Raw genomic sequence first — 22212 nt, forward strand, 5'->3', positions numbered from 1 at the left:
AGCTTCATCTCAGAACCCTCAGCAAAGGAATGTGGTCAGCCATGTCCAGACGACCCGTCGCCGTCGCCGCGTCTCTGCTCACCGTTCTCGCCCTCGGCGCGGTCAGCGCCTGTTCCGGCAACTCGTCCGCCGCGAGCGGCGGTTCGGGCTCCACGCCGACGGTCAGGCTCATGGCCGGCGGCCTCGACAAGCAGATCTACCTGCCGTACCAACTCGCCCAGCAGCTCGGCTTCTACAAGAAGTACGGCGTCAACGTCCAGCTGAGCACCGAGCAGGACGGCGGTGTCGGCGCCGAGGAAGCCATGGCCTCGGGGCAGGTGGACATGGCGGGTGCCTGGTACAACCACACGATCGAGTTCCAGGCGAAGGGGAAGGCGGTCGAGGACGTCGTCCAGCTCTCCGGCGCGCCGGGCGAGCGTGAGATGTGCACCAAGAAGTCGGGCGTCACCTCGGGCGCCGACTTGAAGGGCAAGACCCTCGGCGTCACCGACCTGGGTTCGGGCACCGACACCCTCACCCAGTTCCTGGCCGCCAAGAAGGGCGTCAAGACCAGCCAGTACCACCGGATCGGGGTCGGCGCGGGGTCCACGGCCATCGCCGCGCTGCAGAACGGCAAGGTCGACTGTGTCATGACGACGCAGCCGACGGTCGCCGCGATCCAGAAGAAGGGTGTCGGTGCCTCCGCGATCGACCTGGCCACCACGGCCGGCGCCACGCAGGCGATGGGCGGTGCCTATCCCGCGGCCAGTGTGATCGCCCGCACCGACTGGGTGAACTCGCACAAGGACGCGACGCAGAAGGTCGTCGACGCGCTCGTCGCCACCATGCACTGGATCAACACGCACAGCGCGGCCGACATCGCGAACAAGCTGCCCGCGTCGTTCGTGTCGAACCAGTTGGTTACCAAGGCCGACTACATCTCGGCCCTGACCGAGGACAAGGGTCAGTTCCTCCCGGACGGTCTCATGCCGGCCGGCGGTCCGAAGACCTCTCTGGCGACAGAGCAGTTGGTCGGCAATGTGAAGGGGTCGGTGGACCTCAGCAAGACGTTCACCAATGACTTCGCCCTCCAGGCCAACAAGACCGAGGGCTTCAAGACCACCACGACCCCGGCAGGGCCGAACGGCTGAGCCTCGCCTGTCACGGGGCCGCCCAGGTGCCTGCCACCTGGGCGGCCCCGGGCCGTGAGCACGAGCACTCGGGCGGGTACCTTCTGCGCCACGCCCGCATGTCCCCGCCCACCCGCTCGCGAAGGAGACCAGTGATGAAGCCGGTCACCACGTCCTTGCTCGCCAGGGCCGTCTGCGTCACCCTCGCACTGGCCGTGCCCGCCTGCAGCGGAGGGGGCAGCTCCAGCGCCGCGGTCGCGTCCGGGAACGCCGACGGTACGCCCGCGGTGCGGATCATGACCGGCGGCCTCGACAAGCAGATCTATCTGCCGGTGATGCTCGCCCGGGAGCTCGGCTACTACAAGGCGCAGGGCCTGGATGTCCGGTTCTACGACGAGCCGGACGGGGTCGAGGCCGAGACCGCCGTGATCTCCGGCCAGGTGGACGCGGTGGTCGGGTTCTACGACCACACCGTCGACCTGCGGTCCAAGGGCAAGTCCACCGAGTCCGTCGTGCAACTGCTCCGTGCCCCCGGCGAGGTCGAGATGGTCCGCACCGACGAGACGGGCAGCGTCAAGAGCCCGGCGGACTTCGGCGGCAAGCACCTGGGCGTGACCGGCCTCGGCTCCTCCACCAACTTCCTCACCCAGTACCTGGAGGAGAAGAACGGCGTCAAAGCGAGCAGCGCCACGTCGGTCGCCGTCGGCGCCGGCTCCACCTTCGTGGCGGCGATGCAGAACAAACAGATCGATGCCGGTATGACCACCGAGCCGACCGTCTCGCTGCTGGAGCGGAAGAAGCTGGCCGAGCCGCTGATCGACCTGCGCACGGCCGCGGGCGCGAAGGCCACGCTCGGCGGCACCTACCCCGCCTCCTGTCTCTACCTCACCACCGGGTACGTCCGGAAGAACCCGGAGGTGGTACAGAAGCTGGTCAACGTCTACGTCGAGACGCTCAAGTGGATCCAGGCCCACTCCGCCGCCGAGATCGCCGACAGGATGCCGGCCGACTACTACGCGGGCGTCGGCAAGGCCGTTTACGCCAAGGCGCTCCAGAACGAGAAGGGCATGTACTCCCCCGACGGTCTGATGCCCGCCGACGGTCCCAGGACCGTCTACAAGGTCCTCGCCACCTTCGACCCGACGGTCAAGGGTCACAGCGTCGATCTGTCCAAGACGTACACCAACGACTTCGTCAACAAGGCCGAGTAGCGGCCCGCGCCGCCGTCACGTCGCCGGTCGCGCCGAGAGTGTCGAGGTGAACGGGGTGACGGGGCGCTCCAGGCGTTCCCCGTCCACGGTGATGTCGACCGCTTCGTTGTAGAAGGCCAGGAGGCCTTTGACGGCGCCCACCGCGGGCAGTGGCTCCGGGTAGCTCCACACGAGGTTCGCTGGGTCGTCGCCGCCCCGCCACGACCAGTACTCGGCGGTGCCCTTGTAGGGGCACCCCGTGCTGAGGTCGCTGGGGACGAACAGATCGAGGCGGACGTCCTCGCGCGGAATGTAGTACCGCGTCGGCAGGCCGGTCTCGAAGAGCAGCACCGGACGGCGGGTGTCCGCGACGACCGTGCCGTCGATCTCGACGCGGACATGGCGGCTGCTCGGGAGGGCGTCCACCCGCTTGTGCGGATCGCGGGGGTGGATGAAGATCTCCTCGTCCTCCTCGTACCAGTGGTCGAGTCCCCGGCCGCTGCGGCAAAGCCACTCGAAGGCGATGTGGCCGGCCAGGTCGTCGGCGGGGAACGTCCAGGCCGCGTTCTCCAGCAGCTCGCCGTCGACTTCGAGGTCGTAGAAGATCCGCGATCCGCTGTGCGTGCCGGTCAGCGGGTTCTTCGCCGGGCGGAGCAGGTCCTCACGGACCTCCTCGCGCGGGAACGCGTACAGCGGAACGGGTACTTCGGGCTCCCAGACGAGGACGGGGTGCCGACTGTCGACGACGGTGACTTCGCCCTTGCACCCGCGCACCCAGCGCTCACTGGGCTCCCACAGAAGGCCTTCCAGGGTTGTCCTGACGGCCCGTGCGGTGGGGAATGCGCTCATGGCCGGCTCTCCCTTCGCGTCCCTCACGAGGTTACGCCGGAGAAGGCGCGGAGTTCGTGGATCCTCATGGCCCGAGAATCCGGCGCTTCCGCTCCTCGAATTCGGCCTCGGTCAGGACACCCTGGGCCTTGAGTTCCCCGAGCTGCCTCAGCTGATCGATCCTGCCGCTCATGTCGTCGGCCGACGGGGCGGGCGCGGTCGCGGGCGAAGGCGGAGGCGTCGCGGCGTGCGGCGGCGGGGCCTCCTGGTACTCCTGCTGGGCCCATCGCCCCTGCTGACGGCGTGACACACGGTTCGACACGGCGGTCGCGGTACCGGCCACCACGGCCGTGCGGGCGACCCCGCGAAGGAGACCTGGCACGACGGTTCCCCTTCTCGCGGGAAGCTGGTGGATCAGGAAATACCTCTATTGGAGCACCGCCCGGATTCCCTCGCACATCGGCATCGGCGCCATCCTGCGTGAATTCCGCCGTTCTGCCGGTCGGCGATTCTCGTGGCAAGCTGAAATGTGGACCACGGACCTGTCACAGGTCAGTGGTGAGGTCTACGTGGGAGGAGCTCGATATGACCACGACTGGAATGCACCACCACCCCGAGACCGGGAGGGGCGGCGGAGCGTGGGCGTCCAGCTGGACCGCCTTCGCCGCGGTCATGATGATCTTCGGCGGAGTGATGGCGATATTCGAGGGAATCTCCGCCATCGCCGAGGACGACGTATTCGTCGTCACCCGCAACTACGCCTACAACTTCAATCTGACGAGTTGGGGCTGGATCCACCTCTCCCTCGGCGTCCTGGTCGTCCTCGCGGGCGCCGCCCTGTTCACTGGAGCGATGTGGGCACGCGTGGTCGGAATCACCCTGGCAGGCCTGTCGATGATCGCCAACTTCATGTGGCTGCCGTACTACCCCGTCTGGGCCATCGTGCTGATCGCCGTGGACGCCTTCGTCATCTGGGCGCTGTGCGTCGGAATCAGCCGACAGCCCCGCACCGAGTAGCCGAGCGCGCCGTCCCGGACGACCCGACGGGTCGGCGTTGGGCCGTTCAGCCCGGACCGGCACCCCGACCGGCTGACGGCGGACGTGCCGACGAGCCGTCCCCACTCACCGGTGTTTTCGTTGTGGGGCGGATTCCTCCGAAAAGCGGATCCTTCCGAAGTCCGCGTCGGCACCCCCGGGAGACACGAGTGGAAACCAGCGGCAGTGACGGTCGCCAACCCCTTGCCTTCCCGCTCCTCAAGGGGCAGAAGGCGCTGGTGACGGGCGCGAACTCCGGCATCGGCAAGGCCACGGCCATCGGCCTGGGGCGGGTGGGCGCCGACGTGGTGGTGAACTACGTGGCCGGACGGGACGCCGCGGAAGAGGTCGTACGGGAGATCGAGGGGTTCGGAGTTCGCGCCTACGCGCACGAGGCGGACGTGTCGCAGGAGGACCAGGTCGTCGACATGGTGTCCCGCATGGTCGAGGAGTTCGGGACCATCGACGTCATGGTGGCGAACGCCGGGCTCCAGCGCGACGCCCCCGTCACCGAGATGACCATGGCCCAGTGGCAGAAGGTGCTGGACGTCAATCTGACCGGACAGTTCCTGTGCGCCCGTGAGGCGACCAAGGAGTTCCTGCGGCGGGGCGTCGTCCCCGAGGTCTCCCGCTCGGCCGGGAAGATCATCTGCATGAGTTCGGTCCACCAGATCATCCCCTGGGCGGGCCATGTGAACTACGCGGCGTCCAAGGGCGGGGTGCAGATGCTCATGGCGACCCTCGCGCAGGAGCTCGCGCCGCAGGGGATCCGGGTGAACGCCGTCGCTCCGGGCGCGATCCGCACGCCCATCAACCGTGCCGCCTGGGACACCCCCGAGGCCGAGGCCGACCTCCTCCGGCTCATCCCCTACCGCCGCGTGGGCGACCCGGAAGACATCGCGAACGCGGTGGCCGCACTCGCGTCCGACCTCTTCGACTACGTCGTGGGCACCACGATCTACGTGGACGGCGGAATGACGCTGTTCCCCGGTTTCGCCACCGGCGGCTGAGCCTCAGGGCCCCTGAGCCATCCCCGTACGAGCCCCCGAGGTCATGTGAACAGCGCAATCGGCCACTTTCTCGCGGACGGCCCACCACAACTCCTCCCCGCCCGGGAGCTGATGGCCTTCACCCTGGCCTCCCACATCCTGCTCGTACCGTTCGGCGTGGCCCTGCCCGCCATCACGCTCCTGATGCACTACCGCGGACTGCGCAAGGGCGACGCCGTCGCCCTGCTGCTCGCACGGCGCTGGTCGGCGGTCATGGCCGTCCAGTTCGCCATCGGCATCGTGACGGGCACCGTGCTGTCCTTCGAGTTCGGTCTGCTGTGGCCGGGAATGATGGGCCGGTGGGGCGATGTCTTCGGCCTCGGCTTCGGGATCGAGGCCTGGGCGTTCTTCCTGGAGGCGATCCTCATCGCCATCTACCTGTACGGTTGGCGCCGGCTCAAGCCGTGGACGCACTTCTGGCTCGGCCTGCCCCTGCCGCTGACCGCCCTGATGGGGGCGTTCGGCATCGTGGCCGCGAACGCCTGGATGAACACCCCGCGCGGCTTCACCCTCGACGCGTCCGGCAAGCCGGTGAACGTCCATGTGCGCCAGGCGGTCTTCACACCGACGTTCGGCCCGGAGTACTGGCACTTCGTCGTCGGTGTGGTCCTGACCGCCGGATACGTCGTCGCCGGGGTGTACGCGGTCGGCCTGCTGCGCGGCCGCCGGGACCGCTACCACCGGCTCGGCTTCACCGTGCCGTTCACCGTCGCCGCGATCCTCACCCCCGTGCAGTTCGTGCTCGGGGACTCGATCGCGCGCTCGGTCTTCCACAAACAGCCGGTGAAGTTCGCGGCCACCGAGATCGTCTGGAAGACGGACACCCACGTACCGGAGTACATGTTCGGGCGGCTGCACGCCGATGGTTCGATCTCCGGCGGGATCAAGATCCCCCAGCTGGACTCGATCCTCGCCGGATTCAGTCCGGCCACCAAGGTGGCGGGACTGACCTCGGTCCCCGCGAGCGACCGGCCGACGGCGACTCAGGCCACCATCGCCCACTGGGCGTTCGACATCATGGTCACCATCGGAAGCCTGCTCGTCCTGCTCGCACTCTGGTACGGCTGGTGCCGGCTGCGGCGCCGTGAACTGCCCCGGTCGGCCTGGTTCTTCCGGTGTGCCGCCCTCGCCGGCGCCGCCTGTCTGCTGACCGTGGAGTGTGGCTGGATCACGACCGAGGTGGGCCGGCAGCCCTGGATCGTCTACCAGAACATGCGGGTCTCCGAGGCGGTGACGGGCACCCGAGCCGCGTCCCTGTGGACGATGTTCGGCATCGTCGTGGTGGTCTACGTCCTCGTCCTCGGCTCCTTCCTGACCGTCCTTGTGAAGATGAGCCGCCGGTGGCGGCTGGCCGACGAGGGCGTCGCGCCCGCGGACACCACCGCCGAGGACCTGGAGGGCAGCGCCCCCTACGGGCCCCGCCCGTTGTCGACCTCCGCGGGCGGGGACAGGGGAGACGAATGATCGAGGATGTCGTCGCCTGGGTGCTGCTGGCCGCGGTGGCCGCCTACGCGTGCGCCGGTGGCACGGACTACGGCGCCGGATTCTGGGACCTCGCCGCGGGCGGCGCCGAACGCGGCAAACGCCCCCGGTGGCTCATCGACCACGCCATGGAACCGGTGTGGGAGACCAACAACGTCTGGCTCATCTTCGTCCTGGTCATCATGTGGACCGGGTTCCCGGTCCTGTTCCAGACGGTCTTCTCCGCCATGTGGCTCCCGCTGGCACTCGCGGCCGTGGGACTCGTCCTGCGCGGCGCGGGCTTCGCCCTGCGCAAACCCATGCGGCGCCTGGCCCGACGCAGGGTCTACGGCGCCGTCTTCGCCATCTCCTCGTTGCTGACCCCCTTCTTCCTCGGCGCGGCGGTCGGGGGGATCGCCACGGGCCGGGTGGCTCCCGGCACACAGGCGTCCGCCGACGCATGGTCCAACGGGACCTCCGTCATCGCCGGGCTGCTCACCGTCGCCGCGACCGCGTTCCTCGGGGCGGTGTTCCTGGCCGCGGACGCCCGCCGCTTCGACGCCCCCGACCTCGTGCGTTACTTCCGGCTGCGGGCCTGGTGCGGTCTCGTCGTCCTCGCCGTGCTGGCGATCGTCGGCCTCGCCGTGACCCACGACGACGCGCCCTACGTCCACGACGGACTGACCGGTGGAATCGGTCTGGTCCTCGTGCTCATCGCCGTCGTCAGCGCGTTGACCACCGCCTGGCTGCTGTACCGCGGCACTACGGGATGGGCGAGGGTCACCGCGGTCGGCAGCGTGGCCCTCGTCGTCGTGGCCTGGGGGCTGGCCCAGCGGCCCTATCTCATCCCCACCTCACTGACCGTGTCCCAGGCGGCCGGCGCGTCGACGACACTGCGCTGGCTGATGCTGGTCACGGTCATCGCGGTGGTGCTCGTCGGACCGCCGCTCGTCCTGCTCTACCGGCTGGACACCCGCGGGGCCCTCCAGCCCCTCACCGAGGCGGACCTGCGGCAGTCGGCACCCGGACGAGAACCCGAGAATCCATGACCGGGGACAGGGACAGGACCGGGGACAGGACCGGGGGCCGGGACAGGATCGGTAGCCCGGACAGGGACAAGGCCAGGCTCCAGGCCTGGGGCGGGTACGGGAAGAGGCCACCGGTCATGGTGGTCCTGGGCGTGTCGGGGTCCGGGAAGACCACCTTCGGCAAGGCCCTCGCCGAGCAACTGCGCCTGTCCTTCGTCGAAGGCGACGACTTCCATCCCGCCGCGAACATCGCGAAGATGACCGCGGGCCATGCCCTGGACGACGCCGACCGCGCGCCCTGGCTGCGTGCCCTCGCCGGCCGCGTCCGTCGCGCCGTCGGGGCCGGTGAGGGACTCGTCCTCGCCTGTTCCGCCCTCAAGCGCGCCTACCGCGACGAGCTCCGGGAGGCCGGGGGCCCGGCGCTCCGCTACCTGTACCTCGCTCTGGACCGGGAGACGGCCCGGGAGCGCGTGTCGCGGCGCATCGGCCACTTCATGCCAGCCGGGCTGGTCGACTCCCAGTTCGAAACGCTGGAGCCGTTGGAGCCGGACGAGCCGGGCATGACCCTGGACGCCACGGCCGCCCTTCCGGCGAATATCGCCCGGGTACGGGCAGCCGCCGAGCGCTGCGCCAAACACCCGGGCCAATGAGGGATCGGGCGCTCAGGAGCACGGCGACGTCTCCGGTCCGTGGCGTGGGACCCCCAAGTCCCTACTCCGTCGCGTCCAGCGCGGCGAGCACGGCCGGCACCGGGATCCGCCGGGAGGCGACCAGCTGCGCACCGCCGCGGCGCAGGACGGTGGCGAAGGGGGCCGCCCACAGGTTCTCGTAGACCATATAACTCCGCCGGACCGCTGCCACCCGATCGGGCCCATTTCGACGAATTCATCGCGCACGGCTGAATCGCTCACGGCTTCACCTCTGGGTGTTCATGGAATTCCCCCTGCCCCCCGAATGACCTGTCCCGAAATGACCTGCCGCCGAATGCGCTCGCATCCACTGACCCGAATTCCATTGCAGCATCGGACGGAAAGCGCCGCACCCCGCGGCGGCATTCACCCGCCGGGCCGGTCCGGGTCGCGGGATCGGACGCGTACGCCTCTCCTGTAACCATGATGAGCAGCCCGCCTCCACCGGACCCGGACGAGAAGCCCCCCGAACCGTCCGGCGGGCAGCGGCACTCGGCACGGGAGCGCAACGAACTGGACGAGCTGCGGCACCGGGTGAGCGCCCTGGAGAGCGGCGGGCCGCCGGGGGCCGCGCGGCACCACTGGCTCCGCTCGACGGGTTCGGTCCTGCTGATCCTCCTCGCCGCGCTGCTGTCCTTGCCTGCCGTCGTCGCGGTCTGGGCGAACAGCATCGTCCGGAACACGGACCGCTATGTCGCCACCGTGGGGCCGTTGGCGAGCGATCCGGCGGTGCAGAAGGCGGTCACCAACCGGGTCACCACCGCGGTTCTGGCGCGGATCGACGTGGACGCGCTGGTCAAGGACCTGGAGCGGGCGGCCTCGGAGAAGGGTGCTCCGCCGAGGGTCGCCAAGCTGCTCGGCGACCTGGACGGCCCGATCACCAGCGGCCTGAAGAGCCTGGTCGGTGACACCGTGCAGCGGGTGGTCTCCAGCAAGGCCTTCGACACCGTCTGGGTGGACGCGAACCGCCGGGCCCACAGCGCGCTGGACAAGGCCCTCACGGGCAACGCCACCGGTGCGGTGTCCGCCAAGAACGGTCAGGTCACCATCGACGTGGCACCGATCGTGGCCCAGGTCAAGGACCGACTGGTCAGCGCCGGATTCAAGCCGGCCGCTCGGATCCCGGCCGTCCACACGGACTTCGTGGTGTTCGAGTCCAAGGACATCGGCAAGGTCAAGACGTATCTGAGAGTGCTGGACATCATCGGCGGCTGGCTCCCCGTCATCGCCGTGCTGATCGCCGCCGTGGGCGTGTACCTGGCCGTCAACCGCCGCCGGGCCCTGATCGGGGCCGCGCTCGGGGTGTTCGCCGCGATGCTCGTACTCGGCATCGCCCTCGCCCTAGCCCGGGCGATCTACCTCGACCACCTGCCCGTCGGGGCCTCCGAGGACGCCGCCGCCGTGGTGTTCGACTCGCTGGTCAGGTTTCTGCGCGCGGGTGTACGCGCGGTCAGCGCGCTCGCGCTCGTGACGGCCGTCGGTGCCTTCCTCGTCGGGCCGTCCCGGATCGCCGTCCTCATCCGCACGGGCTGCCGCCGGGGCATCGGCGCCCTGCGCGACGTCACCGTGTCGGCGGGGCTCCCGCTGGGCGCGGTCGGCCGGTTCGTGCACCGCTTCAAGCGGTGGATCGGCGCCGCGATCCTGGCGGTCGCCGCGGTCGTGCTGTTCACCTGGAGCTACCCGACCACGTGGGTCGTGGTGTGGACCGTGGTGATCGTGCTGGTCGCCTTCGCGATCCGCGAGTTCCTGGACACCGGCCCCGCTGGGACGGCGGCCGCTTCACCTCCGTCCCCTCCCGCGCCGTCCGCCCCTACACCGTCCGCCTGACCTCGCGCCGGTTCCGGCGTTCGCTCACCCGCCGCCACATCGTCCGCTGGATCTTGAGCGTGCCGGTCCCGACCACGATCAGTACGACGATGTTGAGCAGCAGTTGGAGCAGCGAACCCCAGGCCTCGTCCCAGCTGGTGAACGCGCACGAGACCCCGATGTCGGCCCCGGCCGGAATGGTCGTCACCGAGATGAAGACGCCGAGCAGCGCGCTGGTCCGGGCCTCGGCCAGCGAGACGATGCCGACGACGCCGGCCAGCACCGCCACCACGGCCGAGAAGAAGTTGGGGGTGTTGATCAGGTTCGAGACGGGCCTGACACCCAGTTCGAAGGCCCTCGGCTGCAGTTCGAAGCCCCGGACGAGCAGCGAGAAGAGGAAGGTCGCTGCGACGGCCAGCGCGAAGCCCACGAGCAGGGCCATGAGGCCCTGCCGGATGCGCGGCCGGGAGCCGTGGTCGATCGCGAGGGCGACGCTGGTGATGGCGCCGTACTCGGGTCCGACGACCATGGCCGCGACGATGAGGATCTGGGAGTTGGTGATGATGCCCACCGCGCCGATGAGCCCGGCGATGACCAGGAAGAGATAGAAGCTCGGGGGGTATCTGCCCTCGGCCCGGATCCGCGCCTCCACCTGCGCCCACACCGGTGCGCGCGGCAGGGCCCCCAACTGCTCGGCCCCGGTCCTCGCGGCGTGTTCCGAGAACACCGTGTCCACCGGCTCGAGGACGATGGAGCCGCGGCGTTCAAGCCCCAGGTCCCGCAGGCCGCGCAACACCTCGTTCGCGGCTCCGGTCAGGACGTCGCACTCGACGGCGTCACCGTCGGGGTTGCGCACACTGCCCGTCTGAAGGACCACGTTCAAGGCGCACGGCTCGCCGCCCAGCAGGGCCATGGTGCGTTCCGTGAGGTCCGGCGGGCACACCGCGCGGACATGGATCATGTCCATCCGGACCTCCGCGTTTCGGTGCGGTGCGCCGGCGCGTGACGTGGACGGGTCGCTCCTTCATTAACGCGGCGGCACCTGCCCCAGGCAACTCGGCGTGCCGGAATGCGGCTTCTGTCGGAGGCTGGGGACATGCCGATGCCCGACGAGCTGAGCGAGGCCGAGTTCCGGTCGCTCTACCGCCAACTGCGCGGCACGGCCCCCGGGGGCGGCACGCGCCGGGGCGCCCTGGACATGATCACGGCGGAACAGGTGCTGGCGGCCATCCGCGAGGTGCGGTCGGGTCGTACGGTGTCGCTCGCCGCCCCCGTGGAGACCCGTACCGAGCCCGACGACGCCGAACCGGCCGAGCACGGGCTCACCGCTCCGGCCGGCGGCGAACCGGACCCCAAGGGCCTGGACTTCGCGCGGGACCGCTTCGCCATGAACGTTCACGGCGATGTGGACAGTCACCTCGACGCGCTGTGCCATGTCATCTACGACGGCACGCTGCACGGCGGCATACCGGCGGCGGACGCGCTGTCGCCGGAGGGCGCGAGCGTCCTGTCCGTCGAGCTGGCCCATGACGGCATCGTCGGACGCGGGGTCCTCCTCGACATACCCCGGGTGCACGGCGTCTCCTGGCTCGAACCCGGTCGGAATGTGACCGCCGAGGACCTGGCCGCCGCCGAGACCCGGCAGGGGCTGCGGGTCCGCCGGGGCGACATCCTGCTCGTACGGGTCGGACACCGCCGGCGCCGCGAGGAGCTGGGCCCCTGGGACGTGGCCGCCGCCCGTGCCGGACTCCATCCGACCGCGATGGAGTTTGTGGCCGACCGGGAGGTGGCGGTGCTCGGCAGTGACGGCAACAACGACACGGCCCCGAGCGCGGTGCGAGGCATCGCGTTCCCGGTGCATGTGCTCGCCGTCCACGCCATGGGACTGCATCTGCTCGACTATCTGCGGTTCGAGGACCTCGCGCCGATCTGCGCGCGGGAAGGCCGCTGGTCGTTCCTGTGCGTGATCGCCCCGCTCCGGCTGCCCGCGGCCACCGGCTCCCCCGTCAATCCCCTGGCGATCCTGTGACGTCCGGTCAGGGTCAGGTGGTCAGCTGGTAGATGCTCTTGCCCACCAGCCACAACCCCAGCAGCAGGCACACCGTCACGATCGCCTGGTCCTGATGGCCCTCCAGCCACGTCCGCAGCCGCCCGAGCCGTACGCGGGCCGAGTCGGGGGCGAAGGTCGCGTAGATCTCCATGGCCAGCAGGCTGGAGCTGGCCAGCAGGCAGTAGCCCATCAACGCCGCGTACGAGGCGACGTGGGAGAGGTCCGCCTCCACCGCGGTGGCGGCACCGGCGGCCACCAGCCCCCAGGGCTGGAGGAACAGCGCCAGTCCGGCCGCCGTCCATGGGGAGATCCGGTCGAGCCGGGACATCATCCCGGGGGACTTGTGCCGCCTGCCCCTCCTGCGGCGGGTGCGCTCCCCGTACCAGACGAGGCCGACGCCGATGGCCAGTTTGGCGGCCAGGGCGGCCGTGGAGGGCGATGACTTGGGCGGCGGCGGTTTCCCGCCGGTCATCAGCAGCACGACGGCGATGATCGCGACGAAACTGGCCAGCCAGGTGAGGACGAAGGCCAGTCCGTTCCAGATACCTCCCCGCGCGGACAGCACCAGCACGAACGCGGTGACCGAGAACGGGTTCACGGCGATCGCCAGACCGATGAGGACCAAGTCAAGGACCATCGCTGCCCCCGCACGGCCGGGCCGGGCTCGGGGCGGCGCCGGATGCGCGCATGGCCCCATCGTCACCGCTCCCGCCCGCCCCCACAATTCAGCGGTGGCGTCCGGAACTCCTCGGGCGGCCTCTCCCCCCGTACGGTGCAACGGCGCTCGCGCCGCAGGCGGGCGGCCCCACGGGACGGCACCCTGGTGGCGTGGTCACGCCTCGGGGCGTGGAGACCAGTCCCGACCCGGGGAGCGGAATGCGCGCAGGCAGAGGATCCGGCTCGCCCACCGATGGCAGGGCGGACCGCCTGCGCGGGCGGGCGGCGGAGCTGGGGGCGCGACTGCGGCGGCTGCGCGCCACCGTCGAGGAGCGGTTCCCGGTGATCACTCGCCTCACCTCGCACCTGATCGCGGTGAACCTGCTGGATTCGGCGACCCGGCTCGCGGCCCAGGTCTTCCTGACCGCGGTTCCACTGATCTTCGTGGTCGCCTCCTTCGCCCCCCGGGCGGTGCGCGAGGAGTTCCTCTCCTCCCTGCACGACGTCTTCGGTATCAACGGCTCCTCCGAACAGGAGCTGAAGAAGGTCTTCGCCGCCGATCCCGAGGAGCTGCAGCAGAGCGCCGGAGTGGTCAGTTCGCTGATGGTGCTGCTCTCCGCCACCGCGTGCAGCCGGGCGATGCAGCGCCTGTGCCAACGCGCCTGGCGGCTGCCGAGTGCGAGCGCGCGGATCGCCGCCTGGAGATGGCTCGTGTGGATCGCGGCCTGGCTGGTCATCCTCGCCCTGCAGGGACCGCTGCGCACCGGATTCGGCGCGGGGGCGTGGCTGGGCGTGCCGCTCCAGCTGGTCGCTCAGGTGGGCGTCTGGTGGTGGACCCAGCACCTGCTGCTGGCCGCGCGCGTCCCCTGGCTGCCCCTGCTGCCCGGCGCGCTCCTGACCGGGGTGGCCATGACCGCGCTCTCGGTGGTCGCCAAGCTGTACGTGCCCACCGCGCTCAACCGCAGCCTGGACCGCTACGGGTCACTGGGTGCGGTCTTCACGGTGCTGTCATGGCTGATCGGGCTCTGTGTCGTCATCGCCGCCGGTATCACCGCCGGCGCGGTCATCGCGCGGGAACGCGCCGTGTCCCGACGCCTCGGCTCACCCGAATAGACCAACTCGCCGGGGTTATCCCCCAGAGATATCTTGGACGTCGGGGCAGATGCCCACGCTGGGCAGTGGGGACGGTGGCCTGCATGACCGAGGCGCAGCATTACGACGTCATCGTTGTCGGCACCGGTGCGGGTGGTGGCACGATCGCCCACCGACTGGCGCCCACGGGGAAACGAATTCTCCTTCTCGAACGCGGGGACTATCTTCCTCGTGAACGCGACAACTGGGATTCCACCGCCGTCTTCGTCAAAGGGAAATACCGCGCACCGGAATTCTGGTACGACAAACACGGAAACCAGTTCCCGCCCGAGGTCAATTACTACGTGGGCGGCAACACCAAGTTCTACGGCGCCGCGCTCTTCCGTATGCGTCCCGAGGACTTCGGCGAGCTCCGCCACCACGACGGCCTCTCCCCCGCCTGGCCGCTGAGCTACGAGGAACTCGAGCCGTACTACACCCAGGCCGAGCACCTCTACCTCGTCCACGGCCGGCACGGCGAGGATCCGACCGAGGGTCCCACCAGCGCCCAGTACGCGTATCCGCCGGTCCAGCACGAGCCGCGCATCCAGCAACTGAGCCACGACCTGGAGAAGCAGGGACTGCACCCCTTCCACCTGCCGATCGGGGTGAACCTCACCCAGGACGACCGGGGCCGGGCCACCCACGCCAGCGCCTGCATCCGCTGCGACCGTGTCGACGGCTTCCCCTGCTTGGTCGGCGCGAAGTCCGACACGCAGGTCATCTGTGTCGACCCCGCCCTGGAACACGACAACGTCGAGATGGTCACCCACGCGGACGTGCGGCGCCTGAAGACGGACCCGACCGGCCGCAGCGTCACCTCGGTCGTCGCGACGGTCGGGAACGGGGGCGGCGAGGGCTCGACCGTGCAGTTCAGCGCGGACATCGTGGTCGTCGCCTGCGGCGCCGTCAACTCCGCCGTCCTGCTGCTGCGTTCGGCGAACGAACGGCATCCGCGGGGCCTGGCCAACAGCTCGGACGTCGTGGGCCGGCACTACATGCGGCACAACAACCTCGCCCTGATGGCCGTGTCCAAGGAACCGAACGACACCAGGTTCCAGAAAACCCTGGCCGTGCACGACTGGTACCTGGGATCCGACGACTGGGAGTACCCCCTCGGCGGCATCCAGATGCTCGGCAAGTCCGACTCCGAACAGATCCACGGCGAGGCGCCCCGCTGGGCCGGAGCCGTCTGTCCCGACATGCCCTTCGAGGTACTGGCCCACCACGCGGTCGACTTCTGGCTGTGCGGCGAGGACCTGCCCGCGCCCGACAACCGCGTCACCCTGGACCAGGACGGCGGCATCCACCTGGCCCTCGACGAGAAGAACAACATCGCCGGGCTGAACCGCCTGCGGCACAAACTGCGGGGCATGCTCAGCCACCTGGGCATGCACGAACACCATCTCCTGTCGCACAGCATCTACCTGCACAAGGGCATGCCCATCGGCGCCACGGCGCATCAGGCGGGCACCGTCCGCTTCGGCCACGACCCCGCCGACTTCGCCCTCGACGTCGACTGCAAGGCCCACGACCTCGACAACCTGTACGCCGTCGACACGAGCTTCTTCCCGAGCATCGGAGCGGTCAATCCCTCCCTGACGGCCATGGCCAACGCCCTGCGTGTCGGTGATCGCATCGCGGACCGACTGCCATGACCACGAACCACCCGACCGACGGCGACACTCCCGGGACCGGACCGACGGCGTCGACGCGGCTTCCACGTACGGCAGTCGCGGGACTGGAAGGGCATCGCCGAGCGCTGTGCCGACCAGAACGAGCAGCACCACCGGGCACTCGTCGACGCCGTCCGTTCCGGGCGGGTCAAGGCTGAAGCCGCCTGACAGGCCTGACAAGGAGAGCAGCATGGATCGCTATCCGCCCATCGCCGACCATGGGCTCGTCGGGGACCTTCAGACCGCGGCTCTGGTCTCGTCCCAGGGAGTCATCGACTGGTTCGCGGCACCGCGCTTCGACTCACCGAGCATCTTCGCCGCGCTGCTCGACCACGACGCCGGCGGCCATTTCCTCCTCGCGCCCGAACACCCCGAGGGCACCTGGAGGCAGCTCTACTACCCGGACACCGCCGTCGTGGTGACCCGCTTCATGTCACCCGACGGAGTCGGCGAGATCGTCGACCACATGCCGGTCCAGCCGGGCCCGACGGCGACCGACCGGCACAGCCTGGTGCGCGTCGTCCGCTCGGTGCGCGGCACCGTGCGTTTCACCCTCGAATGCCGGCCGCGGTTCGACTACGCGCGGGCCACCCACGAACTCGACCTGACGCACGACAGGCCGATGCAGGAGACGGCGACGTTCCGGGCTCCCGGGATGACCGCCTACCTCCAGGGCGGCATCCCGCTCGAACGGGACGGGCAGGACGTCCGAGGCGCCATCACCCTCAACACAGGGGAGGCGGCGGTCGTGGTGTTCACCGTCTGCGCACCGGACGGGGAGGCGCCACCGCCCCCCACCACCGAAGGGATCACCGAGGATCTCTGGGAGAACATCGACTTCTGGCAGAAGTGGGTGCGCACCTCGCGCTACCACGGCCGCTGGACGGACATGGTGCACCGCTCCGCGATCACCCTCAAGCTCCTCACGTACGCCCCCACGGGCGCGCCGGTCGCCGCCGCCACCATGGGTCTTCCCGAGCAGGTCGGCGGCGAGCGCAACTGGGACTACCGGTACACCTGGGTACGGGACGGCTCCCTGTCGGTGCGGGCCCTGCTCGACCTCGGCTTCGTGGAGGAGGCCACCCGCTTCACCCGCTGGCTGGGCGACCGGCTGGGCGACCGTGAGGGCCCCGACGACGAACCCCTCCAGATCATGTACCGGGTCGACGGCGACCCCCATCTGACGGAGGAGATCCTGGAGCACTTCGAGGGCTACCGCGGCTCTCACCCGGTCCGGGCCGGCAACGCCGCCTCCGATCAACTGCAGCTCGACATCTACGGCGAGGCCCTCTACGCCCTGGCCGAGGGCCGCGAGGTCGGCGAACAGACGGGCTACCACGGCTGGAAGGGCCTCGCCGCCACCCTCGACTGGCTGGCCGACTCCTGGGACCGGCCCGACGAGGGCATCTGGGAGACCCGGGGCGGGCGCAAGGACTTCACCTACAGCCGGGTGATGTGCTGGGCCGCGTTCGACCGTGGCCTGAAGCTGGCACGCGAGTTCAGCAGACCGGCCGACACCGTGCGCTGGACCCGGGCCCGGGACGCGATCCTCGAACAGGTCATGGAGCGCGGCTGGAACGACAAGGAGCAGGCCCTCGTCCAGTACTACGGCGGCGACGTCCTGGACGCCTCTCTGCTCCTCGTCCCCAGGGTCGGTTTCCTGGCCCCCCGGAGCCCCGGCTGGCTCAACACCCTCGACGCCATGGACCGCGTCCTCGTCTCCGACAGCCTGGTCTACCGCTACGACCCCGCGGCCTCGCCCGACGGACTGCGCGGCTCCGAAGGGACCTTCAGTCTGTGCACCTTCCTGTACGTCGACGCCCTCGCCCGCGCGGGGCGCCTCCCGCAGGCCCGCTATGCCTTCGAGAAGATGCAGACGTACGCGAACCATGTCGGCCTGTTCGCCGAGGAGATCGGCCCCAGCGGGGAGCAACTCGGCAACTTCCCGCAGGCCTTCACCCATCTCTCCCTCATCATGGCCGCGACGACGCTGAACGAGGCGCTCGACGCGCTCCACCACTGAACTCCGGGATCCCCCGCCCCTGCGGCGGCAGTTCGGTGGTCACCACGTCGGCCATGCCCCTCCAAGCCACGCGACACCACCCGGAAACCCTCCGGGTGGACGCGTGGGAGAGCCGGCTCAGCGGGCGCGGGGGCCCGGAGCGCCGGAGTCCGGTCGGCCCGATGTGCGCAGCGTGCCGACCGTCTTCAGTAGCCGGTCGGCCGGATCGCGCAACCTGGGATGGGCCAGGACCGTGTTGCGCAGGCCCCGCACCGGCCTGCGCCAGAGCCGGTGCGCCGTCGCCACCGGGTGGGGACGGGTCGCGAACCCCTCGCCCACGCGCAGCTCCCGGGTCTTGAGCCAGTCCTTCCACTCCTTGTCGCCGCGGCCCAGATCCATGAGCCGTACGCCCTCGCGTCCGGCGGCCTCGGCCATCCGGAGGTGCATGATCAACCCGGGTGAGTAGTAACGGAGTTCGGGGTCGTAAGCGGTGAACCAGGCCGCGAAGAGCGTGCGCGAGGTCGGTCCGAAGTGTGCGGCCACCGGCCGGTCGCCGGCGTACAGCACGGACATCACGCCGGTGAAGTGCTCCTCGCGGACCCGGAAGAGATGATCCACCAGGTCCACTATCCAGGGCCGCGCGAACCGGTCCATCCGTCCCGTCCTGCGGTACTGGGCGGACTTCCAGCGCATGAGGGTGCGCAGCACCCTCGGGTCGCGCTCGTCGTAGACGAACCGCATCTCGCCCAGGTCGCGCCCCAGCCGGCGTTCCTTCTTCAGCGTCGTCTTGGCCAGTCCCGGGTACGCGCCGCGCAGCCACTCGGCGTAGGTCCCGTCGCCGACCTTCAGGTCTATCACCGGTGAGGCGAACGTTCCGGTGACATGTCTGCCGAAGGGTTTCTGCTCCTCGACCAGGTGATCGAACTCGAAGACGGACAGCCCGCAGGCCCGCAGCAGTTCCTGCGTGTCCCAGGTGATCCCGGGTCTGTGGACCAGCGCCTGGCAGTCGGAGAGGCCGAGACCGATGGCCCGGCCGACGCCCAAGGAGTTCCGCTCGTACGGGAAGAAGCCGACAGGCTCCCCTCTCTCGTGGAGGACCGCCACATGCGTCCCGCCTCGGTACCTGTCGATCCCCGTCGCGAACTCCGGGGACAGGAACGGATTGGCGTAGTCGGGCGACTCGTCCATCACCCGGTGCCAGGCCAGGAGGAGCGAGCTGTTCAGCTCCTCCGGTCTGTGGATCGTGATCTCCACCTCAGATCAACCGCCCTTCCGCGGGCTCCGCGAGGGACGTACCGTTCGCAGCCCGGACCCCTAAGGCGTGATGATCGTTGTTCATCGATCGCACGGCCGACCGCCCCCATTCCCCCATGACGCGTCTCCAACTGTTCCGCGAGGCTCAAACGTCGCGAATCAGTACGCAAGCTGTCAAGGGTGTCTGTCGTAACGGAAGGGTGGGGATTGGATCGCCCGGTCTCGGCGCCCGGTCTCTCAACCGCCGACGAGGGCGACGAGCTTGATGAAGACCAGGCCCGGATCGGCGGTGAGATCCACGACTTCGTCGAGGTCCTCGACCTGGCGCCCCCCCCGGCCAGCACGAAGAACCCGTTGGACAGGAAGGCGCGCTCGGCGATCTCGGCCTGGCGCTCCCAGTCGATACGGCGGGACTCACGGAGGCGGTAGCCGTTCAGGACCGCCTCCGCGTCGTCGGGGCGGACGAGACCGTTGAACGGTCGCCGGGGCGGTCGTTGTGCCGGGCGACCTCCTCGCGGACCCGGAGCCTGATCAGTTCCCGTACGGTCAGGTGTTCCGGCAGCCCGGCGACCTCGAACTCCGTGACGGGCTTGCCCGTCGCCGTCTCGTCCCGGAACGTCACGGTGGCCATCAGACACCTCGCTCGATCTGCCTGAGGATGGTCCGGTCGGTGATCTCGGTGTCGGCGGCGAGCAGGAACGCCTTGCTGAGGATCAGCGAGAGCCGGTCGTCCTCGAACGGCAGGAACACCTTGCCGTCACCCCTGCGGCCCGACGGGACGATGCACAGGTAGGCGTCGTCCGGCTCCATGAGGATGTTGGCCGAGCTCAGATGGATCTTGTAGGTGCGCCGGTCACCCCGGACCACCAGATATCGGCCGTTCAGCGAACAGCGGTCGGCGATCTTCAAGCGCGGCAGAATCCGTTCCAGCGCCTCGCGCCGGACCTCCGAGCTCGCCGTCAGCTCAGCGAACGTGGCCGCCCGCCAGTACGCGCCATAGCGGTCCTCTCCCCGGTCGGCCCACTCGGGATCGGCCGCGATCGAGGTCACACCCACGAACAGATCGACGTCCCGCATCGCTTCGCTGAACACCAGTGGCTCCACCTCGGCCAGCGGAACCTCCCGCAGGCGTCGGCCCTCACGCCGCTCGAACCGGACCTGGTCCGTCGCGGCATGGTCGGGCGCGTAGTCTCCATAGTCCTCCGTGGCAGGTTCGTGGAAGAAGTACGCCCGCCACTCACCGTCGCCGAAATCTGCCCACGCCTTCCCCTCGTAGCCGCCGTCGTACCGGCCGAGGAAGTTGGCCTGCCATCCGCGTTCCTTGAACAGCGCGTAGAGCCGGCGGTAGTGAACGATGTGAGCGGCGAACCGGTTGGAGTAGACGCCGGTCTCCTCCTCTGCCGGGGTGAGCAGGTAGATCTCCCTGAACGCCTGTTTGAACGGCTGCCGCAGCCGCTCGGCGACGATCCGCTCCCGCCACGCCCCGATCTCCTGCGTCGACGCCCTGATCGGATGCCACAGGCGCACACGCCCGGGCTCGCCGTGCGGTTCGGTCATCGGCGCCGCCGCACGCCACTGGCCGTCCGCGTCCTGGAACTCCCAGATGAGGCCGCGGACGAGGACCCCGGTGACCGGATGATCGCGGTAGTGGCGGCGCCACTCGTCGTACGGCCACTCACGCCCGGCCGACATCAGCGCCTCGACGCGGGCCCGCTCGCCCGACAGCGTGCCCCGCACCTCTTTGGCCAGGGCCTTCAGCTGCTTGAGCTCGTCCGGAAACCCGTCCTTCACCGCCGCCGGGGCGGTACGCGACGGGCGCCCGCCGGGGCCGGTGAAGGTGAGCCGCACCGTCACCGCGTCCTCGATCGCCACCCGTACCCGGTATCCGCCCCACTCCTGTTCCAGCGAGCCGTCCCGCGCCAGGCCGTGGTTCGGCACGCTGCGCTCGACGAGCTGCTCCGCCGTGATGCCCTGTCGACCGGCGGCCGTCACCAGAGCGGTGTCGAGCTGCTTGCGCAGAGCCCGGTGCTTGATCCGGGACCGCAGCCGCCACAGAGATTCCAGGGCCGCCGGATCGTCGGTCTCGGCCAGCGCGTTGATCGCCGCGCCCGCGAGCTTGAGGTCCTCGATCACCTCGGATCCGGGGCCGCCGGCCCGCAGGGCGAGCGCGCCGAGGTGGGGCACCGCGGCCGGGCCGCCGGTGAGCGCGGCCGCCCAGACGACGCCGCGGGCCAGGTCACCGTCTCTCTGGTGAACGACGTAGTGGTAGTGGAACTCGCCCGCCCAGCGGATGTGCGGACCATGTCCGCTGCTGCACAGCGGATCCCCCTCGGCCAGTCCTCGCAGGACCTCTACCGCGAGGTCGCCCACCGCCGCCGCGTCCGCGAGCGCGCGGCACGTCCGCCGCCACCGCTGCGCGGGACGCGGCCCCGACAGGCTCGCCAGATGCCGGACGAGGGCGGCCAGCTCCGGCGTCGGCGATGTCTTCGCGCGCTCGCGCAGCGGGGCGGCCCACGGGGCGTACGGGGGGGGATCAGCCCCTCGGGGATGTGAGCCTCGTCCACGCTTTCGAGCAGCGCGCGCAGACGCTTGGCGAGCGGCCCGCGCAGGCGCGCCCCGACATCGGTGTTCCTGAGCTCCGCGTGGGCGCGCCGCAGCCAGGGCGCGACCGCGCGGCGGCCGTCGGCGTCGAGACGTTCGGCCGCGTTCAGCGCTGTCTTGAGCGATTCGCCGAACCAGTGGCGCATGTCGTACTCGGTGACGCGAGACAACATCACGGCGACCTCGTCCGAAGTCCAGCCGCGCACCCGTGAGATCAGTGCCTCCGTCTCGGTGTCGTACTGCCAGAAGCCGGTGCGGTCGAAGCGGGCGGCCAGGAGGAAGCACAGGACCGCGGCCCGGCTCTCCTCCTCCCCGCAGGCCGCGAGCCGCCCGTCGAGCTCGGCCTGGGTCGCCGCGCGTGCCGCCTGGTACCGCTCGTACGCGTCCTCCCCCGCCAACGGGACGGCGTCCCACCGGGACTCCGCCCGATGGCGTTCCAGAAGGTCGACGAGCCAGCGGACCCGGCCCAGCGCGGCCGACCTCACGTCGTCGAGCGAGTCGTTCTTACGGGATTCGGCCACGAGGGTGTCGTAGAGCATGCGCGGGATCATGGCAGAGGGCACTGACAGCGTGCTCCACCTCACAGCGGGCGAGGTGGAGGGGCGGGAACAACCCACATCTTTCGGCGGTTGACTCGTACGTGGCT

Annotated in this window: 21 protein-coding genes and 1 pseudogene; 13 read left to right on the plus strand and 9 right to left on the minus strand. The window is 69.9% G+C overall.

Going from position 1 to position 22212, the window contains the following annotated elements; all coding sequences use genetic code 11:
• The first annotated feature begins 41 nt into the window (after window positions 1-41).
• Together OG819_RS40120 and OG819_RS40125 are read left to right on the plus strand one after the other, a co-directional pair.
• Window positions 42-1130 carry an ABC transporter substrate-binding protein gene (locus OG819_RS40120; RefSeq protein ID WP_266654039.1) on the plus strand — a complete coding sequence of 363 codons (1089 nt, stop codon included), beginning with the start codon at window positions 42-44 and terminating at the stop codon, window positions 1128-1130.
• Between the two features lie 134 nt (window positions 1131-1264).
• Window positions 1265-2320: an ABC transporter substrate-binding protein gene (locus tag OG819_RS40125; protein WP_266654041.1), complete on the plus strand. Its 1056-nt coding sequence runs from the start codon at window positions 1265-1267 to the stop codon at window positions 2318-2320.
• Window positions 2321-2335: 15 nt separating this feature from the next.
• On the opposite strand, the gene OG819_RS40130 is transcribed toward OG819_RS40125, so the two are convergent.
• Window positions 2336-3148 (minus strand): DUF427 domain-containing protein, encoded by an 813-nt coding sequence (locus OG819_RS40130; RefSeq protein ID WP_266654043.1) that lies wholly within the window; start codon window positions 3146-3148, stop codon window positions 2336-2338.
• Window positions 3149-3212: 64 nt separating this feature from the next.
• Window positions 3213-3509 carry an SHOCT domain-containing protein gene (locus OG819_RS40135; protein ID WP_266654045.1) on the minus strand — a complete coding sequence of 99 codons (297 nt, stop codon included), beginning with the start codon at window positions 3507-3509 and terminating at the stop codon, window positions 3213-3215.
• Window positions 3510-3727: 218 nt separating this feature from the next.
• Here OG819_RS40135 and OG819_RS40140 point away from each other — a divergent pair, with 218 nt between their 5' ends.
• From OG819_RS40140 to OG819_RS40160, 5 genes are all read left to right on the plus strand, one after another.
• On the plus strand, window positions 3728-4144 hold the full coding sequence (locus tag OG819_RS40140) for a hypothetical protein (RefSeq protein WP_266634992.1): 417 nt from the start codon (window positions 3728-3730) through the stop codon (window positions 4142-4144).
• Between the two features lie 188 nt (window positions 4145-4332).
• Window positions 4333-5172: an SDR family oxidoreductase gene (locus OG819_RS40145; RefSeq protein WP_266654047.1), complete on the plus strand. Its 840-nt coding sequence runs from the start codon at window positions 4333-4335 to the stop codon at window positions 5170-5172.
• A 111-nt stretch (window positions 5173-5283) separates the two neighbouring features.
• The gene (locus OG819_RS40150) at window positions 5284-6675 is read left to right on the plus strand and encodes a cytochrome ubiquinol oxidase subunit I (RefSeq protein WP_266655510.1); all 1392 of its coding nucleotides are present in this window, start codon (window positions 5284-5286) and stop codon (window positions 6673-6675) included.
• Window positions 6672-7721: a cytochrome d ubiquinol oxidase subunit II gene (locus tag OG819_RS40155; RefSeq protein WP_266632486.1), complete on the plus strand. Its 1050-nt coding sequence runs from the start codon at window positions 6672-6674 to the stop codon at window positions 7719-7721. The genes OG819_RS40150 and OG819_RS40155 overlap by 4 nt, the downstream gene beginning before the upstream one ends.
• A gap of 116 nt (window positions 7722-7837) precedes the next feature.
• On the plus strand, window positions 7838-8350 hold the full coding sequence (locus tag OG819_RS40160) for a gluconokinase (protein ID WP_266654049.1): 513 nt from the start codon (window positions 7838-7840) through the stop codon (window positions 8348-8350).
• Window positions 8351-8411: 61 nt separating this feature from the next.
• Here the strand turns inward: OG819_RS40160 and OG819_RS40165 are convergent.
• Window positions 8412-8537, minus strand: a pseudogene (locus tag OG819_RS40165) (DUF1269 domain-containing protein); the annotation flags it as partial.
• 278 nt (window positions 8538-8815) lie between these two features.
• Between OG819_RS40165 and OG819_RS40170 the strand changes: the two are divergent.
• Window positions 8816-10216 (plus strand): hypothetical protein, encoded by a 1401-nt coding sequence (locus OG819_RS40170; RefSeq protein ID WP_266654050.1) that lies wholly within the window; start codon window positions 8816-8818, stop codon window positions 10214-10216.
• Here OG819_RS40170 and OG819_RS40175 read toward each other — a convergent pair.
• Complete coding sequence (locus OG819_RS40175) at window positions 10200-11162, minus strand: DUF389 domain-containing protein (RefSeq protein ID WP_266426159.1); 963 nt, start codon at window positions 11160-11162, stop codon at window positions 10200-10202. The two genes, OG819_RS40170 and OG819_RS40175, sit on opposite strands and share 17 nt — an antisense overlap.
• A 129-nt stretch (window positions 11163-11291) precedes the next feature.
• Here OG819_RS40175 and OG819_RS40180 point away from each other — a divergent pair, with 129 nt between their 5' ends.
• Entirely contained in the window at window positions 11292-12224 is a 933-nt protein-coding gene (locus OG819_RS40180) for a cyclase family protein (protein WP_266654052.1), read from the plus strand.
• Between the two features lie 13 nt (window positions 12225-12237).
• Here the strand turns inward: OG819_RS40180 and OG819_RS40185 are convergent, their stop codons facing one another.
• On the minus strand, window positions 12238-12882 hold the full coding sequence (locus tag OG819_RS40185; protein WP_266632480.1) for a GAP family protein: 645 nt from the start codon (window positions 12880-12882) through the stop codon (window positions 12238-12240).
• 239 nt (window positions 12883-13121) lie between these two features.
• Here OG819_RS40185 and OG819_RS40190 point away from each other — a divergent pair, with 239 nt between their 5' ends.
• The 3 genes from OG819_RS40190 to OG819_RS40200 all read left to right on the plus strand — a co-directional run bounded on the left by OG819_RS40190 (window position 13122) and on the right by OG819_RS40200 (window position 17732).
• Window positions 13122-14015 (plus strand): YhjD/YihY/BrkB family envelope integrity protein, encoded by an 894-nt coding sequence (locus OG819_RS40190; RefSeq protein ID WP_266632478.1) that lies wholly within the window; start codon window positions 13122-13124, stop codon window positions 14013-14015.
• Between the two features lie 83 nt (window positions 14016-14098).
• Window positions 14099-15691 (plus strand): GMC family oxidoreductase, encoded by a 1593-nt coding sequence (locus OG819_RS40195; protein ID WP_266654054.1) that lies wholly within the window; start codon window positions 14099-14101, stop codon window positions 15689-15691.
• Between the two features lie 208 nt (window positions 15692-15899).
• Window positions 15900-17732, plus strand: a complete 1833-nt coding sequence (locus OG819_RS40200; RefSeq protein WP_266654056.1) for a glycoside hydrolase family 15 protein — start codon at window positions 15900-15902, stop codon at window positions 17730-17732.
• A gap of 117 nt (window positions 17733-17849) precedes the next feature.
• Here the strand turns inward: OG819_RS40200 and OG819_RS40205 are convergent, their stop codons facing one another.
• Window positions 17850-18965 carry a GNAT family N-acetyltransferase gene (locus OG819_RS40205; protein WP_266632472.1) on the minus strand — a complete coding sequence of 372 codons (1116 nt, stop codon included), beginning with the start codon at window positions 18963-18965 and terminating at the stop codon, window positions 17850-17852.
• 207 nt (window positions 18966-19172) lie between these two features.
• Between OG819_RS40205 and OG819_RS40210 the strand changes: the two genes are divergently transcribed.
• Window positions 19173-19394 carry a hypothetical protein gene (locus tag OG819_RS40210; RefSeq protein ID WP_266654058.1) on the plus strand — a complete coding sequence of 74 codons (222 nt, stop codon included), beginning with the start codon at window positions 19173-19175 and terminating at the stop codon, window positions 19392-19394.
• A 4-nt stretch (window positions 19395-19398) separates the two neighbouring features.
• Here the strand turns inward: OG819_RS40210 and OG819_RS40215 are convergent, their stop codons facing one another.
• From OG819_RS40215 to OG819_RS40225, 3 genes are read right to left on the minus strand one after another with little or no spacing between them, the layout of a single operon-like run.
• Window positions 19399-19596 (minus strand): hypothetical protein, encoded by a 198-nt coding sequence (locus tag OG819_RS40215; protein ID WP_266654059.1) that lies wholly within the window; start codon window positions 19594-19596, stop codon window positions 19399-19401.
• Complete coding sequence (locus OG819_RS40220; protein ID WP_266654061.1) at window positions 19596-21335, minus strand: DUF4132 domain-containing protein; 1740 nt, start codon at window positions 21333-21335, stop codon at window positions 19596-19598. The genes OG819_RS40215 and OG819_RS40220 overlap by 1 nt, the downstream gene beginning before the upstream one ends.
• The gene (locus OG819_RS40225) at window positions 21317-22105 is read right to left on the minus strand and encodes a hypothetical protein (protein WP_266654063.1); all 789 of its coding nucleotides are present in this window, start codon (window positions 22103-22105) and stop codon (window positions 21317-21319) included. The genes OG819_RS40220 and OG819_RS40225 overlap by 19 nt, the downstream gene beginning before the upstream one ends.
• Between the last annotated feature and the right edge of the window lie 107 nt (window positions 22106-22212).

Source organism: Streptomyces sp. NBC_01549, assembly GCF_026339955.1.
GTDB lineage: Bacteria > Actinomycetota > Actinomycetes > Streptomycetales > Streptomycetaceae > Streptomyces.

What these genes read in the sequence shown, in the direction of transcription:
- OG819_RS40120 (WP_266654039.1), top strand. Translation starts at nt 42, where the DNA reads ATGTCCAGACGACCCGTCGCCGTCGCCGCGTCTCTGCTCACCGTTCTC.
- OG819_RS40125 (WP_266654041.1), top strand. Translation starts at nt 1,265, where the DNA reads ATGAAGCCGGTCACCACGTCCTTGCTCGCCAGGGCCGTCTGCGTCACC.
- OG819_RS40130 (WP_266654043.1), bottom strand. Translation starts at nt 3,148, where the DNA reads ATGAGCGCATTCCCCACCGCACGGGCCGTCAGGACAACCCTGGAAGGC.
- OG819_RS40140 (WP_266634992.1), top strand. Translation starts at nt 3,728, where the DNA reads ATGCACCACCACCCCGAGACCGGGAGGGGCGGCGGAGCGTGGGCGTCC.
- OG819_RS40150 (WP_266655510.1), top strand. Translation starts at nt 5,284, where the DNA reads ATGGCCTTCACCCTGGCCTCCCACATCCTGCTCGTACCGTTCGGCGTG.
- OG819_RS40155 (WP_266632486.1), top strand. Translation starts at nt 6,672, where the DNA reads ATGATCGAGGATGTCGTCGCCTGGGTGCTGCTGGCCGCGGTGGCCGCC.
- OG819_RS40160 (WP_266654049.1), top strand. Translation starts at nt 7,838, where the DNA reads ATGGTGGTCCTGGGCGTGTCGGGGTCCGGGAAGACCACCTTCGGCAAG.
- OG819_RS40170 (WP_266654050.1), top strand. Translation starts at nt 8,816, where the DNA reads ATGAGCAGCCCGCCTCCACCGGACCCGGACGAGAAGCCCCCCGAACCG.
- OG819_RS40175 (WP_266426159.1), bottom strand. Translation starts at nt 11,162, where the DNA reads ATGGACATGATCCATGTCCGCGCGGTGTGCCCGCCGGACCTCACGGAA.
- OG819_RS40180 (WP_266654052.1), top strand. Translation starts at nt 11,292, where the DNA reads ATGCCGATGCCCGACGAGCTGAGCGAGGCCGAGTTCCGGTCGCTCTAC.
- OG819_RS40185 (WP_266632480.1), bottom strand. Translation starts at nt 12,882, where the DNA reads ATGGTCCTTGACTTGGTCCTCATCGGTCTGGCGATCGCCGTGAACCCG.
- OG819_RS40190 (WP_266632478.1), top strand. Translation starts at nt 13,122, where the DNA reads ATGCGCGCAGGCAGAGGATCCGGCTCGCCCACCGATGGCAGGGCGGAC.
- OG819_RS40195 (WP_266654054.1), top strand. Translation starts at nt 14,099, where the DNA reads ATGACCGAGGCGCAGCATTACGACGTCATCGTTGTCGGCACCGGTGCG.
- OG819_RS40200 (WP_266654056.1), top strand. Translation starts at nt 15,900, where the DNA reads ATGGATCGCTATCCGCCCATCGCCGACCATGGGCTCGTCGGGGACCTT.
- OG819_RS40215 (WP_266654059.1), bottom strand. Translation starts at nt 19,596, where the DNA reads ATGGCCACCGTGACGTTCCGGGACGAGACGGCGACGGGCAAGCCCGTC.
- OG819_RS40225 (WP_266654063.1), bottom strand. Translation starts at nt 22,105, where the DNA reads ATGCTCTACGACACCCTCGTGGCCGAATCCCGTAAGAACGACTCGCTC.